This is a genomic window from Candidatus Frankia nodulisporulans (assembly GCF_902806475.1).
Lineage (GTDB): Bacteria > Actinomycetota > Actinomycetes > Frankiales > Frankiaceae > Frankia > Frankia umida.
Genome location: NZ_CADCWS010000089.1, coordinates 1 through 15,017, shown reverse-complemented (window position 1 = coordinate 15,017; position 15,017 = coordinate 1). Strand labels below are relative to the sequence as shown.

At 71.8% G+C, this 15,017-nt stretch carries 10 protein-coding genes; 3 read left to right on the top strand and 7 right to left on the bottom strand.

The window, feature by feature from the left end:
- From G6R24_RS10510 to G6R24_RS10495, 5 genes are all read right to left on the bottom strand, one after another.
- Positions 1–1,212, bottom strand: a 1,212-nt coding sequence (locus tag G6R24_RS10510) for a PA14 domain-containing protein (RefSeq protein ID WP_263864034.1), incomplete at its 3' end; no start/stop codon positions are given.
- A 61-nt stretch (positions 1,213–1,273) separates the two neighbouring features.
- Entirely contained in the window at positions 1,274–1,702 is a 429-nt protein-coding gene (locus tag G6R24_RS22265; RefSeq protein WP_225438366.1) for a GtrA family protein, read from the bottom strand.
- Positions 1,620–2,603: a polyprenol monophosphomannose synthase gene (locus G6R24_RS10505; protein WP_225438365.1), complete on the bottom strand. Its 984-nt coding sequence runs from the start codon at positions 2,601–2,603 to the stop codon at positions 1,620–1,622. Before G6R24_RS10505 ends, G6R24_RS22265 begins: the two co-directional genes overlap by 83 nt.
- A 468-nt stretch (positions 2,604–3,071) precedes the next feature.
- Positions 3,072–5,714 (bottom strand): HelD family protein, encoded by a 2,643-nt coding sequence (locus G6R24_RS10500; RefSeq protein WP_163549075.1) that lies wholly within the window; start codon positions 5,712–5,714, stop codon positions 3,072–3,074.
- Positions 5,715–5,788: 74 nt separating this feature from the next.
- Positions 5,789–6,448: a hypothetical protein gene (locus G6R24_RS10495; protein ID WP_163549074.1), complete on the bottom strand. Its 660-nt coding sequence runs from the start codon at positions 6,446–6,448 to the stop codon at positions 5,789–5,791.
- Between the two features lie 183 nt (positions 6,449–6,631).
- Here G6R24_RS10495 and G6R24_RS10490 point away from each other — a divergent pair, with 183 nt between their 5' ends.
- Complete coding sequence (locus G6R24_RS10490; protein WP_163549073.1) at positions 6,632–7,690, top strand: Acg family FMN-binding oxidoreductase; 1,059 nt, start codon at positions 6,632–6,634, stop codon at positions 7,688–7,690.
- 4 nt (positions 7,691–7,694) lie between these two features.
- Here the strand turns inward: G6R24_RS10490 and G6R24_RS10485 are convergent, their stop codons facing one another.
- The gene (locus G6R24_RS10485) at positions 7,695–9,173 is read right to left on the bottom strand and encodes a hypothetical protein (RefSeq protein WP_163549072.1); all 1,479 of its coding nucleotides are present in this window, start codon (positions 9,171–9,173) and stop codon (positions 7,695–7,697) included.
- Between the two features lie 311 nt (positions 9,174–9,484).
- Here G6R24_RS10485 and G6R24_RS10480 point away from each other — a divergent pair, with 311 nt between their 5' ends.
- Both G6R24_RS10480 and G6R24_RS10475 read left to right on the top strand, forming a co-directional pair.
- A complete protein-coding gene (locus G6R24_RS10480) occupies positions 9,485–11,749 on the top strand; it encodes a protein kinase domain-containing protein (protein WP_163549071.1) in 2,265 nt (754 codons plus the stop codon).
- Positions 11,750–12,299: 550 nt separating this feature from the next.
- On the top strand, positions 12,300–12,587 hold the full coding sequence (locus G6R24_RS10475) for an endonuclease domain-containing protein (RefSeq protein WP_163549070.1): 288 nt from the start codon (positions 12,300–12,302) through the stop codon (positions 12,585–12,587).
- A gap of 311 nt (positions 12,588–12,898) precedes the next feature.
- Here G6R24_RS10475 and G6R24_RS10470 read toward each other — a convergent pair.
- The coding region (locus tag G6R24_RS10470) for an ATP-binding cassette domain-containing protein (protein WP_163549069.1) at positions 12,899–15,017 on the bottom strand (2,119 nt) is incomplete at its 5' end.

The window sequence follows — 15,017 nt, the reverse complement described above, 5'->3', positions numbered from 1 at the left end:
TTTCGCCAGGCCTTTGTAGTTCGTTGTCGGCGTCGAATAGGCAGATGTTCCGCCGGCCAGCAGAATGCGCCCGTCCGGAAGCTGTACATGCCCGGAGCAGAAAAGGTCGTCCGCAGTGGGTGCGTTCGCGAACTGGCCGGTGCTCGGGTTCCAGACGGTGGCGGTGAAGGCGTGCGAGTCGAACGCCGCCTGGTCGTTTCCCGAACCGGCGACGAGCAGCACGTTTCCGGTGTGCAGGACGCTGGCGTGCACGGAGCGCACGGGCATCTGGTAGCTCAGGGTCTGCCAGGTGCCGCCGCAGTCGGCGGTGCAGCCGCCGGGTGGGGGCGGCGGGACCGGTCCGGGATCGCCGCCCCCGGTGTAGTCGACCCGGATCTGCGCGCCGCCGGCACGCTCGTAGTACTCGGTGACGAGGGTGTGGGTGCCCGCGGTCAGGGTCGGGGACGCGGTGAGCGTCGTCGGGCCCTGATCGTTCCAGTCGTCGATGACACGGGTGCCGTCGACGTAGACGCGGACCCCGTCATCCGCCGTCGCGGTGATCTGGATCGGGCCGCCGGCGAAACTGTCGACCCTGGTCCAGCGGGCGGAGAAGGCGTCGGTGCCGATACCGGGCACGTCCGGGCCGCCGTTGCCGTAGGGATGGTGCAGGCCGGTCTCGCACCGGGCCGGCGTCGGCGGGCCGGTCAGGGTCACGTTCGGGAAGTACTGCGCCGACCACTGGATCGAGTTACAGGACGCCACCGGTGCCGCGGTGAACTGTTCGCCGACGTGGACGGTCGCGCCGCCGGTGTGCTCGTAGTACTCCACCTTCAGGTCGTGGCTGCCGGCGCTGACCGCCACGTTCGCCGTGTAGGTGGTGGGGCCCTGGTCGCGCCACTGGTCGAGGACGGGCTGGCCGTCGACGTACACCCGGATGCCGTCGTCCCCGGTCACCGAGGCGGTGTAGGTGCCGGCGGCGAGGGTGAACGTGCGGGTCCAGCGCACGGAGTAGTTCGTGGTGCCAAGGCCGGTGACGCCCGGGCCGTTCAGCGACCAGTCGACGGCGGCGTCGCAGCGCTGGGCGACCGGGGTGCCGGCCAGCGCCGTGCCGGTGAAGAAGTCGGCGTTCCACTGGGTGTTCGGGCAGGTCAGCGCCTGGGCGGGGGTGCCCACCGCGATCAGGGCGAGGCCCTGTCCGACGGCCGAGGCCAGCAGCACCACGCCCAGCAGCACCCGCCTCGGCCGTCTGGACCGCCTTGACCGCCCTGGCCGGTGCCGCCGTGCGCGGCTGGGATCAGCCGGGGGCATCGGTGACCTCCTCGCCCGCGGCCGCCGCCGCGGGGACGAGGGTCCGCTCGCGGGCGGTGGGACGGGCCCGGCCACTCAGGTGGCGCGGTGCCCGACGTCCGGTGGGCGGGGGCACGGGACGGGTGCGGTAGACCAGCCGGTCGACCACCAGGTAGCGCACCAGCACGGCGGCGGCGAGCGACAGCAGGGTCGCGATGCCCACGCCCACCCCCCAACGGCCGACCAGCAGCGCCAGCAGGGGCAGCCGGATGACCAGGTCCAGGTTGTTGAGCAGGGCGAAGGTCGGATAGCGCCGCAGCCGGGAGCCGTCGCGGCGATCCCAGACCAGCAGTTCACAGCCGACGAAGTTCCAGGCGATCGCGGCCTGCGTGGCGATGATCGCCGCGGCCAGGTAATGCAGCCCGAGGTGGTGCAACGCGGCGGTGCAACGCGGCGGTGCCGAGCAGGTTCGGCGCCGTGCCGGACGCGCCGACCAGCGCGAACCGGGCGGCCCGCGGCACCCGCAGGGCGAACAGGCGGCGGGCGAACCGCAGACCCTCGGTCATCGACGCGTTGGACGCCCCGGCGTGACGCTCGGCGAAGGTGTAGCCGACCTCGCGCACCCGCAGCTGTCCCGCGGTGGCGAGCAGCTCCAGCAGGATCTTGTACCCGTCGGGGCGCAGTCCCGCGGTGTCGACCGCGGCCACCCGCACCAGGAAGAAGCCGCTCATCACGTCGGAGACCCCGCGCAGCCGGCGCGGAAACGCGAGCCGGCACAGCAGGTTCGACCCGGACGAGACGAAGTGGCGGACCAGCCCGGACAGCCCGGACGCGCTGCCGCCGGCCACGTACCGGCTGGCGACGACCACGTCGGCACCGTCGCGGACCGCCGCGGCCAGCAGGTCCGGGATCGTCTCCGGCGGATGCTGCAAGTCACCATCGATGATCACGGCGAACGGCGCCGCGCACAGCGCGAAGCCCTCGGTCACCGCGCCACCGAGCCCGCCGGCACGCTGCCCGGCGGCCCGGTGGTGTATCCGCACCGGCAGCCGCACCGTCGCGCGGACCCGCTCGATCTCCCGCTGCGTCCCGTCGTCGGAGTCATCGACGAAGATGACCTCCCCGGCGACCCCGGCCAGCGCCGCGTCCAGGCGGCGCAGCAACGGCGCGACGTTGTGCACCTCGTTGCGGGTCGGCACCACCACCGACACCTGGAGGCGGGGGCCTCGGGCGCCCCGCGCCGGGGCGGGTTCGTCGTCCGGTGGGTTGCGGGGGCGCGGCAGGTCCGGTCGACGCAGCATTCCGGTGTGATCGTCGGGCTGTTCACCCGCGGACATCGGCGTCACCGCAGCCAGCCCAGGAATGATTTCTGTCGCCCCACAGGCATATTTCTTACCAAGAGCATGACGAATTTCCCCCAGATTTACAGGCCGAACTTCGACCCTTTACCACTCCCCCGGGCCGACCCTCGGCCGAACATTTAACGGCCGGTGGAAAAAGTACACGCACACGCCCGCACGAGGTGCCAGAGCACCCACCCGGCACATTCCGAGACACAACCAGAACATCTACAGCATCCACAACGTGGCCCAACCCGGCATGAAATTCCCGACATTCCCGCCAGGAATTCATTACATCTTCAACCGCTTACTTCCTGCGCCGAGATTCCGTTTCTGGCGGGCCAGGGCGCACGTCTCACCCGGGAAGACCGCACGCCGGATGACGGCCCGCACCGAGAGTCGCGGGCGCAACGGGTCCGACCGAATCCGGTGGGGTCCGGTGGGGTCCGGTCGAATCCGGTGGGGTCAGGCGGGGTCGAGGCCGTCGCGCAGCATGTCGGGCAGGTCGCCGGAGTGCACGACGCACAGGGAGCGGGTGGCCCGGGTCAGCGCGACGTAGAGGTCGGCGAGCCCGCGGGTCGGTTCGGCGAGCAGGTCGGCGGGTTCGACGAGCACGACCGCGTCGAACTCCAGACCCTTGGTCTCGGCGACACTGAGCACGGCGACCGGGGCGTCCAGCGCGTTACCGGCGACGCTGGTCGGGTCGATCGAGTCGGGGGCGACGGCGAGTTCGGGCATCAGCGCGATCAACGCCGAGCGCAGGGGCTGGACGTCCCGGGGCCGAGCGATGACCGCGACCCGACCCGAACCCGCCGATCCGTCGTGGCCGCCCAGGCCCAGGCGCAGCGCCTCGCGTTCGGCCGCGTGCGCGACAGCGGCGATCACCTCGGCGGTCGGCTCGCCGGGGAGCACCGGTCGCTGCGCGAGCATCGGGCCCAGGCCGGTCACCTGCTCCACCGGCACGTCGCCGGCCCGCAGCGCCGTGGGACGCCGGCCCACCGAGCGCACCGACACCGGTGCGACCAGGTCCGGGTCCTGCGCGCGCAGGACCTCGGCGGCCACGTCCATGATCTCCTGGGGGGTGCGGTAGTTGACCGTGAGCCGCTCGATGGTGAACCGGTCGTCGACCACCGGGGCGAGCAGCCGCTCCCACCGGGTCGGCGCGCCCGGACGGGCCGTCTGGGCGAGGTCGCCGACCAGGGTGGCGGTGCGCCCCGGGCAGCGGCGCCACAGCAGCCGCCACAGCATCGGTGAGATCTCCTGGGCCTCGTCCACGATCAGGTGGCCGAACGCCCAGCCACGGTCGAGGCTGGCATGCTCGGCGGCGCTGCGTCGGGTGCGTGGACCAGCCCAGCGGTCGGCCAGCGCGTCCGCGTCGATCTGGCCGTCCAGGCCCAGCATGTCGACGACGCCGCGGGCGTACTCACGCTCCTCGGCACGCTCCTGCTCGGCGCGGCGAGCCGCCTCCAGACCGGCTTCCTCATCCGGATCGCCGAGCAGTTCCGCCGCCTCGTCGAGCAGCGCGACATCCGCCGGTGTCCACTCCCCGGGGGTCCCGCCGGCCGTGGCCGACCCGCCCGCCGTGGCCGCGCCGCCCGGTATCCGTGGATGCGGGATCCGCCCGGAGGCTAGGTCCCGAGGCTGGGGCTGGGGCGTCGGCTGGGTGGGGGTGAGCAGGTTGGCCGGGGCGAACAGGTCATCGTCCGCGTCCGCGTGGGCCGAGGCCGAGGCGGAGCTGGGGCTGGGGCTGGGGGTCAGCAGGGCTCGTTCGGCGGAGGTGAGGTGGTTGCCGGCGGCGCGGGCCAGGACGGCGGGCTGGTGCAGCAGGTCACCGATGAGCTGCTGCGCGGTGAGCAGCGGCCACAGGGCGTCGAGGGCGGGCCGCACGACGTCGTCGGTCCACAGGTCACCGGTGATCTGGCGGCGTTCGTCCTGGTCGAGCAGGCCGCCGGGGACCTGCCGGACGACCTGGTTGGTGAGCTCGGTGAGCAGTTCGCGCAGGAACACCCGGCGGGCGCCGTTGTGCGGGCGGCGGCTGCGGCGCGCACGGGTACGGGCCCGGGCGACCCGGTCCTGGCTGACCCGCAGCGTCATCCCGTCGTAGGCGAGGTTCAGACCACCGGAGGGCACGCGCTGGCGGTCACGGATCGCGGCGGCGATCACGTCCGCCATCCGTGGGTCACCCTTGAGGGTGGCGACCTCGACCGGTTCGGTGCCGGTCGCCTCGACGCCGGGGAACAGCCTCGCCGGGGTCGCGAAGACCACGCCGGTCTCCCCGAGGGAGGGCAGCACCTGGTCGATGTAGCGCAGGAACACCGGGCTCGGCCCGACGATCAGCACCCCGGACTGGTCCAGTCGGGCCCGGTCGTTGTAGAGCAGGTAGGCGGCGCGGTGCAGCGCGACGGCTGTCTTGCCGGTGCCGGGGCCGCCGTCGACGACGAGGATGCCGTTCGCACGGGCGCGGATCACCCGGTCCTGCTCGGCCTGAAGGGTGGCGATGATGTCGTGCATCCGGCCGGTGCGCGGCGCGGACAGCGCCTCCAGCAGCACCGAGTCCCCGGACGACCCGGACGACCCGGAGGTGCCGGAGGTGCCGGAGGTGCCGGAGGTGCCGGACGACCCGGCGGCGTCGGACGTGGCCGCGGGCGACGGGTCGGTGCCGAGGGCGCCGCTCAGCGGGTCGTCGGCGATGCCGGTGACCTCACGACCGCGGGTGCGCAGATGGCGGCGACGCAGCAGGCCGTGCGGATCGGCCAGCGTCGCCCGGTAGAAGGCGGTGGCCACCGGTGCCCGCCAGTCGACGAGCATCGGCTCCTGCTCGCTGTCGGACAGGCCGATCCGCCCGATGTAGGTGCGCTGACCGTCGGTGTGATCCATCGCGCCGAAGCACAGCCGGCCTTCGGCCGCGTCCAGGCGGGCCAGCCGGTCGGCGTGGGCGGCGGCGAAGACGTCGCGTTCGACCACCGACTGCGGGGTGCCGGTGCCGACCGCGAGCAGCACGCCGCGCAGCTGGTCCCGGGTGATCTGGCGAACCTCGTCAAGGCGGGTGTAGAGGCGGTCCAGGTACGCCTGCTCCCGGGCACGCTCCACGTCCTGCGTGGTCGCCACGATCGCTCCCCTCCGAGAAAGTCAACCGCTCCAGATTACGGATACCGCCGAACGTTCGGCGGAGACGGGGCTGGTCAGGACATCCCGGAGGTCGACTCACGCAGGTCCGTGACGTCGTGTTCCTGCCGTACCCGCACCAAGGCGGCCACCAGACGAGGCAGATCGGTGCGTTCGACGAGGTCGGCCAGCCGGGTGGCACTCGTGGGCAGACCGAGCTCACGGGCGGTGCGGCACACCCGTTCGTCGATGTAGGGGATCAGCTCGTCCCAGCCGGCCTGGGCCTCCCGCAGGAAGATGTCGGCGCCGACCGGGCCGATGCCGTTGATCCGCTGGAGCAGGGCCCGTTCGCGTTCCGGCGAGCCGTCGGCGGCCCGGCGCAGGCCACGGATGTCACCGTCGTAGGTGTCGGACAGGTAGCGGCAGGCCTCTTCGAGCTGGTGGGAGATGCTTTCGTCGTAGCCGGCGTAGCCGTTGCCCCGAAGCACCTCGGTGCGCCGCGTCCCGGTCGCCTCCGCCATCGCCGCGGCGTCGGTCCAGCCGGCGTCCAGAAGTGCCCGGCAGGCCGCCACCGCGGACGGTGTCCGGATCGGCGCGCCCGCGAGCACCGCGAAGACGGTCAGGGCGAACATCCCCTCGGCGGTGTCCGCCGGCACGTCGACGCCGATCTCCTCGGCGAACGTGCGCCCGTGCCGCTCGAGCAGTTCCGCGACCACCGCCTCGATGTCAGTTGCCATGCCATGGGGCTACCCGCGTGAGGTGACCGTGACTCCGCGCCGGCCCGTGCAGGTGCCAGGCGGCCCCCCGGCGGCAGTCGACCGTCCTTCCCGGCAGGTTCCGATCGGCGCATGTCGGGACGGCCACCTCTCCCGCACGCTGGAACAGGTAGTTGGGGCAGGTACGAGGCAGGGGAGGGTGACATGTCCACCGAAGCGGCGCAGTCCGTATCGTGCTCGCCGGAGCTGACCACAGGGCTCGCACGGGAGGTGGTCGCGACGGCCGTCGCGGCGCCGTCCATCCACAACACCCAGCCCTGGCTGTGGTATCTCAATCCGGCTCTGCCCGGTGGGGCGCCGGCCGGGGCGGCGCTGACGCTGCGGGCCGACGTCGACCGTCAGCTCGGCGTCGTCGACCCGGACGGACGTCAGCTGCTGCTCAGCTGCGGCGCGGCGCTCTACAACGCCACGCTCGCCCTGCGCATGCACGGCCTGGACCCGCAGATCACCCTCTTTCCGGACGGCGACGACCTGCGGACCCGGCCGCTGGCCCGGATCGCCCTGGCCGGGCGGCGCCCACCGGTCGACGCCGAATGCGCGCTGGCCGCCGCGATCCCGCACCGGCACACCGACCGCCGACCGTTCGATCCGCGGCCGCTGACCCCCAGCACCGTCGACCGGCTGCGCGTCGCCGCCGAGGCGCAGGGCGCCTGGCTGACCGCGCCGACCGACCGGACCCTGCGACTCCAGGTCGCCGTCCTGCTGTCGCGGGCCGCCTGGATCGAGGCGCACGACGCCGACTACCAGGCGGAGCTGGCCCTCTGGAGTCGCACGGCGCCCGCACCGGACGGCATCCCGCGCAGCGTCGTCGTGCCCACCGAGGTTCCCCGCCAGTCCGAGTTCCCACTGCGTGACCTGGACGTCGACCTCACCGCCGCGGCCGGCATCGCACCCGAACTCGCCGGTTCGATCGAACATCCCGACATCCTGCTCATCGGCACCGACGCGGACACACCCGTCGACCGGCTGCGCGCCGGTGAGGCGATGCAGCGTGTCCTGCTCACCGCCACCACGCTGGGCCTGGTCACCTCGCCGATGTCGCAGGCCATCGACATGGCCGGGCTACGGGAGAGGTTCCGCGCCGCCACCGGCGGCCTCGGCCACGTGCAGATGATCCTGCGCGTCGGTTACCCCCATCCCGACTCCCCGGCGACGCCCGCCACCGCGCGCCGCCGGGTCGAGGACGTCCTGCGCGTCCCCTGAACGCCTACGCGGCGGTGGTGTAGGCGACGCTGGCGAAGCTGTCGGCGGGCTGGCCGGCGGCGTTGACGCAGCGCACCGTGATCGTGGCCGTCCCACCTGGCGCGCCGGTGCTGGTACCGGTTCCAGCGCCGGTGCCGGTGCCGTCGGTGGCGGAGCAGCGGGCGGTGGGTTCGCCGTAGGGGGTGACCGCCACCAGGTCAGGGGTGCGCGCGACGCCGGGGAAACTCACCTCGTACCGTCCGATGGCCAGCCGACGGACCTGGTTGGTGGCGCCGGTGCTGTTCGCCGAGTACCAGCCCCAGGCGTTCACCGGCGCACCGATCGGAGCCTGCTGCGTCGGCCCGCCCCGCACGGAGACACCGGTGAAGGCGTGACCGAAACTCGTCGCGTCCCGCGCCTGGGGGATCAGGGCGTGCCCGCTGGTGTAGAGCAGGACGAACGGGCTGTCCGTGCCGGTGGCGCCGCGGGCGCAGCCGACGAACACCGACTGCCGGTCCGCCCCGACCACCCGTCCGAGCGCGTTGCAGCCCACCGAGTCGTCACCGATCGCGTTGACCTGAAGGTTGTTCCCGTCCTTCGCGAACGCCGGGCCGATCAGGTCGATCGTGTAGTGCCCGGCCCCGGCCCGGCGGACCTCGATCGTCCCCGGGCCGCTCACGCTGTACTCGTCCGCCGGCGTGGCCGTCGGTGCCGACGCGTCGTCCAGGCGCAGGTAGGCGTACGCCCCCGCGCCCGTCACCGGCTCGGCGGACGGGGACGTGGACGTCGTCGGCGTGGCGGTGAACGTCGCGGCAGTGGACATCGTGGCCGGCGTGGCGGACGTCATGGTGGCGGACGTCGCGGCCGGTGTGGCGGTGGATGGCTGCGGGACGTAGGTGAACATCGCGGTGAAGGCCGAGTCCGTGGCGGTTCCGGCGGCGTCGCGGCAGGTCAGGTCGACCTGCTCGGCCGTGCCCGCCGCATCCCAGCGGACCACGTGGCAGGACACGACGGGGGCGGTCGGTTCCGCGCTGGCGGCGCCCGTGCTGGCGGCCGCGTCCAGTGCGGTGACCAGCGGGATGCCGCGCCCGCCGCGGACGGCCAGGCCCGGGAAGGTCACCCGGTAGCTGCCGGTCGCCTGGTGGATGACGCTGACCTGCCCGTCCTGGGTGCGCTGGGTGCCCGGGGTGCTCTGGGGGGTGCTCGAGCGCCAACTGCCGGCACTCGCCGTCGCCGGGACAGTCGTGGCCACGCCGATCTTCGCGGCCGCGTCGGTGAAGCGCGCGAAGCCCCAGGCCGGCGTGGTCCGCACCGCCGCCGGGGACCGGGACGTGCTGGCCACCGGGGTGGCGTCCGTCGGGCCGCTGCTGTCACCGCTGTCGCTACCGCAGGCCGCGGGGACGAACAGCATCGCCGCACCGGCCAGGGTGGCGATGCTGCGCAGGCCGCGTCCCCTGCCGAGGACAGCGGTGCGGACTGTGGCGCGGAATGCGGTCCCAACCATCGATCTGACTCCTGGGCCTTCGGTCGGCGGACATGATCTGAACCTGACGATGGCACAGGTTCCGGGAAGGGGACGCGGCGGGCGCCGGTCCATGCCTGTCTTTCCGATGACAGACCGTTTTGGCCTTTCGGGACGCCCCGCCGTATCGGTGACCAGCGAACCTCGCCTAAGATTTTCCCCAGGTGAACCGCCGGACGGCGGATCGGCAGATGAGCGATCAAAGGTTGGCACGGGACGCCGACGGGGTCACCACACGGCGTGATCTCGTACGGTCGGTAACCGAAGCGCGGCAGGTAGGGGAAACGGGAGCGATGGCGTCATCGGATGCTGAGGTGGCGGCGCGCACCGTCCCCTTGGACGCGGACGACCCCCGCGAACTCGGGTCGTACCGGCTTCTCGGGCAGCTCGGCAAGGGCGGCATGGGCAAGGTGTACCTGGGCCGCTCGGCGAAGGGCCGACTTGTCGCGATCAAGGTGATCCGCAACGAGGCGGTCAGCAACCCCGAGTTCCGCGCCCGGTTCCGGCTCGAGGCCGAGACGGCGCGCCGCGTCGCCCGGGTCTGCACCGCCGAGGTCCTCGACGCCGACCCCGACGCCGAATGGCCCTACATCGTCACCGAGTTCATCGAGGGTGAGACCCTCTCGCGCTACGTGCAGCGCAACGGTCCGCTGGCGGACGCGAACCTCGAGCAGCTCGCCGTCGGCGTCGCCGCGGCGCTGACCGCCATCCACAGCGCCGGGATCATCCACCGCGACCTCAAGCCCGCCAACGTCATCCTCTCCCCCTTCGGCCCGCGCGTGATCGACTTCGGTATCGCCCGCACCGCCGACGCGGGCAGCGGCCTGACCGGTGACCTGCAGCAGCTCGGCACGCCCGCGTTCATGTCCCCCGAGCAGATCGAGAGCAGCCCGATCACCTCCGCGGTGGACGTCTGGGCCTGGGGCGGCCTGGTCGCCTACGCCGCCACCGGCCACTACCCGTTCGGCGAGGGCTCGGCGCAGGTGCTGCTCTACCGGGCCCTGCACGAGGACCCCCGCCTCGACGACGTGGACGCGGCTCTGCGCCCCATCGTCTGGCTCGCGATGCGCAAGGACCCGAACGGCCGCCCCAGCGCCCAGCAGCTCATGCTCCGCCTGCTCGGCGACCCCTCCAGCTCCAACCCGGACGCGGCCGCCGCCGTCAACCCCGAGGACGTCACCAACGTCCTACAGGGCTGGCAGCTGCCCGTCCCCGGTCCCGACAGCGCGACCGGCGCCGGGGCCACCGGCCCCACCTCCTACGCCGGCGCGCCGTACACGGGCGCCCCACACACCGGCGGGCAGCACACCAGCGCCGGCTACACCGCCGGCCCCGACGACGCCACCCGCCTGCCCACCTCCGGTTTCCGGCCGGGCGCCGGGCCCGCTGAGGGCACGGTCGGCGGGCAGACCCCCACCCGCCTCGGCGGCTCCGGCCCGGACGGGCCCGGTACCGCCCCGGGTGCACCCGGCACACCGCCTGGCCCGCACAAGCGCTCGAACCGGACTCCGCTGCTCATCGGCGGCGCCATCGTCGCTGTCGGCGCGATCCTCGCCGTCGTCCTCGCCATCGCCAGCGGCGGCAAGGACGACGACACCGCCACTCCCACCGCCACCGGCGGCGCCTCGGCCACGTCGACGGCCCCCGCGACCACCGCGCTGCCGGAATCCGCCCAGGCGCTGGGCAAGGATCAGATCGTCTACACGGCGAAGAAGAACGGCAGCTACAACCTGTTCACCGCGACGGTCCCCGCCGGCACCGGCGAGATCACGAACGAGAAGCAGATCACCTCCGACGCCGGCGACGAGATCCTTCCGGTGATCCGCCCGGAGCGCAAGACCATCGTCTACTTCGCCAAGGGCACCGACGGCCGCAACCAGTACATGGCCATCGCCGCCGACGGCACCGGCAAACCCTTCCCGCTGTTCACCACCGGCGAGGCCGCGAAGCTCAGAATCCCGGACGACACCCGCCCGTCGTTCTCGCCGGACGGCGGCGCCCTCGTCACCCGCTCCTTCACAAATGGCTCCGGCGCCACGCAGCCTGGTCTCTACATCGTGCAGTTGGACACTTCCAAGGCCACCCGAATCCAGTTCGCCGCTGCGCGTGCCACCGACCCGGCCTGGTCCCCCAGCGGCGACAAGATCGCCTACTGGGCAAACGAGGCGGATGGCGATCGTGGTTTCATCGTCACCATCGGCATCGGAACCGATGACAAGCCGAACCGACTCACCGAGGGCCAGGGCAACGGGGACTCCGACCCGGCCTGGTCCCCGGACGGCGGGAAGATCGCGTTCACCCGTTCCGTCAACGGGAACCTGGAGATCTTCGAGATGGACTCCGGCGGCTCGCCGCCCGTGCAGGTCACCGACGCTCCCGGCGATGACCAGGACCCGACGTTCGCCCCCGCGCCCGACGGTCGCCTGGTCTTCAGCACGCAGCGACCAGGGGAGGACAAGCAGCTCCACGTCCTCGACCTGCAGAATCCCGCTGGCACCGACCACCGGATCACCCCCGGCAACACGCTGCCCGCCCACGTCCGCTGGAACGCCGGCTGACGGGTCCCCACCACGTGGCCAAACGACCGGGCGTCGCACACCCCGCCTTCTTTTTCCACGGCGGGTGCCGGAGCTCGGTCCTCGTCCACAGGGGTCGGGGCTGTCCACAGCCGCCCGGCGGGCGTTTCGCTGGACGGTCCTCGGGCCACGGACTCGGCGGGTGGATCAGGCCCTCGACCGGGTGATCACCCTCGCCCGGCGACAGGATGACGTCGTCACCCGCGCCCAGGCCCTCGCGCTCGGCCTGTCCCCCGACGCGATCAGGACACGGCGGCACGATCTGCGGCCTGACCGCCGCTCGGCTTCATGGCCTGCCCGGCCTTCCCGAGCGCCGGTCGGATGAGCCGGTCGACCTCGCGTTTCCGAACGCCGACCATGCTCGTCTGCGCAACGGCTACCGTCGGCACCGCTCGACCCACACCCACGACGAGGTCGCGGACCTCTCCGGCCTGCCCACCAGTTCGTTACCGCGAACACTTGAGGATCTTGCCTTCCTGTCCGGCTGCTGCTCTGCGACGCCGGCCTGCCACCGGAGGAAACCCAGTGGCGGGTGCGCGATCCGGCTACCGGCAGCATCGTCGCCCGCCTTGACTTCGCCTGGCCCACAGCGTTACTTGCCATCGAGGCGGACGGTGTCGGCCCGCACAGCGAGCCTCAGGCGCTCTTCCGCGACCGGCACCGTCAGAACCAGCTCGTCCGCCTGGGCTGGGAGGTTCTCCGCTTCACCTTCCTGGACGCGACCGCCCACGCCCGCCGCCTGACCGAGACCGTCCGCGCGGCCCTGCGCGACGCCGAGTCCCGCCGTGCCAGCCGCTCCCCACGCGGCAGCCCGGGCTGACACTTTCCGCCCATCACCCACATACCGTCCGTCACAGCCGCCTGGGCAGCTCGGTCCGGCGAAAGCTACACGGGTCGCCGTGGGGGTATTCGTGTCCGATTTGCCCCCCACAGCGACCCGCGTAGCGGGATCTTGCCGCGCAGCCCACCGCAGGGAGTAGCGGGCGGGGCGGTGGGGACGCGCGGCCTACCTGGAAAGGGGACGCGAAAAGAAAAAGGAGCGCGCTGTGCGCGCCCCTTTTCTGTGGGAGAGGGAACGAGCCGGGCGCTGTGCGTCCGGCACTGTGCTGACTGACTGACTGGCGGGCGGGGTTAGCGCGGAGGGGCGCCGGCGACGGCGGTGGTGGCGGGGGCGCGTTTGACGGTTTTGGGGTCCATCCGGCGGATGAGGATGGAGGCGATGATGATGCAGATGATGCCGACGGCCATACCGGCGGCGATGTCGGTGGCATAGGTGGAGACGGTGTGCTGCCAGGTGGGGTCGACGACGACCTTCGGGTTGATCTTTTTGGTGGGGTCGTCGGGGCGGTTGACGCCGGCGAGGCTGATCCGGTTGAGGTCACCGACGGCGGCCATCGAGGCGAAACCCCAGCGGGCGGGGGCGATGTAGGCGACCTGTTCGAGGCCAGCAGTGCCGTGAACAGGGACGATGCCACCGGAGAAGATCAGCTGACCCATGGTGAGCAGGACCAGCAGGGGCATGGTCTTGTCGGCGTTGTCGACCATGGCGGAGATCAGCAGGCCGAGCATCGCCGAGGAGAGCGAGACGACGATCACCGCGATCAGCATGGCCACCAGCGAGTTGCCGAGGATCAGGTTTGACTGCGGTGTTCGCCCGGCGAGACCGATCAGGGTGAAGGGGATCGCCTGCGCCACGGTGATGAGGGTCAGGACGAGGACCTTCGAGCCGATATAGGCCGTCCGGGACAGGCCGATGGCTCTCTCTCGACGGTAGATCGCGCGTTCTTTCACGATCTCGCGGACCGAGTTCGCCATACCCATGAAACAGGCACAGAGAACCATGATCAGCAGGATGGTGGGGCCGTCCGAGTTCGGGGACAGCTGTTTGGCCTGGGTGGCGGAGAGTTCGAAGTTTCCGCCGATAGCTCGGGGAATGAGGCCCAATAGGAACGGGAACGCGATGATGAGGCGCAGATAGGACTTGTCGGAGGCGACGACGGCCATGGTTCGTCGGCTGAGTGTCACCAGCTGCGACAGGACCGACTGCTGCCGGAGGGAGGGCAGTTCCTCCGGCGCGGGACGCGCGGAGGGGGCGGTGATCGACGCCGGGACGTAGTACCGCGAGTTACGGAAACGGGCGGCCGACTCGACGCCGGGCATCGCCTCGAGCTGGAGGAAGACGTCCGGGTAGTCGCGCTTGCCGAAGAAGGAGAGAGCGTCCTGCGGCGGGCCGAAGTAGGCCACGTAACCGCCGGGTGCGAGCACGAGGATGTAGTCGCACAGGTCGAGCTGGGCGACACTGTGGGTGACCACGATGACCGTCCGGCCGTCGTCCGCGAGGTTACGCAGCGACTCCATGACGTTCTTGTCCATGCCCGGGTCGAGGCCGGAGGTGGGCTCGTCCAGGTAGAGCAGGGTGGGGCGGGTCAGCAGCTCGAGGGCCACCGACGTCCGCTTGCGCTGGCCACCGGACAGGCGCGCGACCTGGGTGTTGGCGTGCTGCTTGAGGCCGAGTTCGGCGAGTACCTCGTCGACGCGGTTACGGCGCTCGGTCTTGGTGACGTCCGGTGGGAAACGCAGCTCGGCGCCGAACTCGAGGGCCTTGCGCACGGTGAGTGAGGTGTGGAGCAGGTCCTCCTGCGGGACGTAACCGATCCGGCGGCGCAGTTCGTCGTACTCGGAGTAGAGGTCCCGGCCGGCGTAGCGGACGGTGCCCTTGTCGGCGGGGCGGAACCCGGTGAGCGCGTTGAGCAGCGTCGACTTGCCGGCGCCGGACGGGCCGACGACGCCGAGCAGGGCGCGGCCGGGCAGCTTGAACGTCATGTCGTGCATGAGCTGCTTCTGGCCGGCCCAGACGTTGAGCGCCTCGGCCTCGAAGCTGACGTCCCCGGAGTCGATGTACTCGACGAGCTGGTCACCCTCGAGCTGGAAGATGTGGTGACCGACGGCGATGACATCGCCCTGTTCGAGCGCGATCCGGTTGATTCGGCGACCGTTGACGAACACGCCGTTGGCCGAGTCGAGGTCGGCGATCTGCACACCGGAGCGTCCGATGTAGAGCTCGGCGTGGCGACGGGAGGCGAGCAGGTCGGTGATGACGACGTCGTTGTCCCGGGCGCGGCCGATGGACATCGTGCCCTGGCGCAGACGGTAGGTGGTGCGCCGCTCGTGCTCCTGCTCGAGGCTGGTCAGGCCGCCGGAGCGCTCACCGCGGCGACGGTCGTCGTAGTCGTCGTAGTCGCGTCCGCGC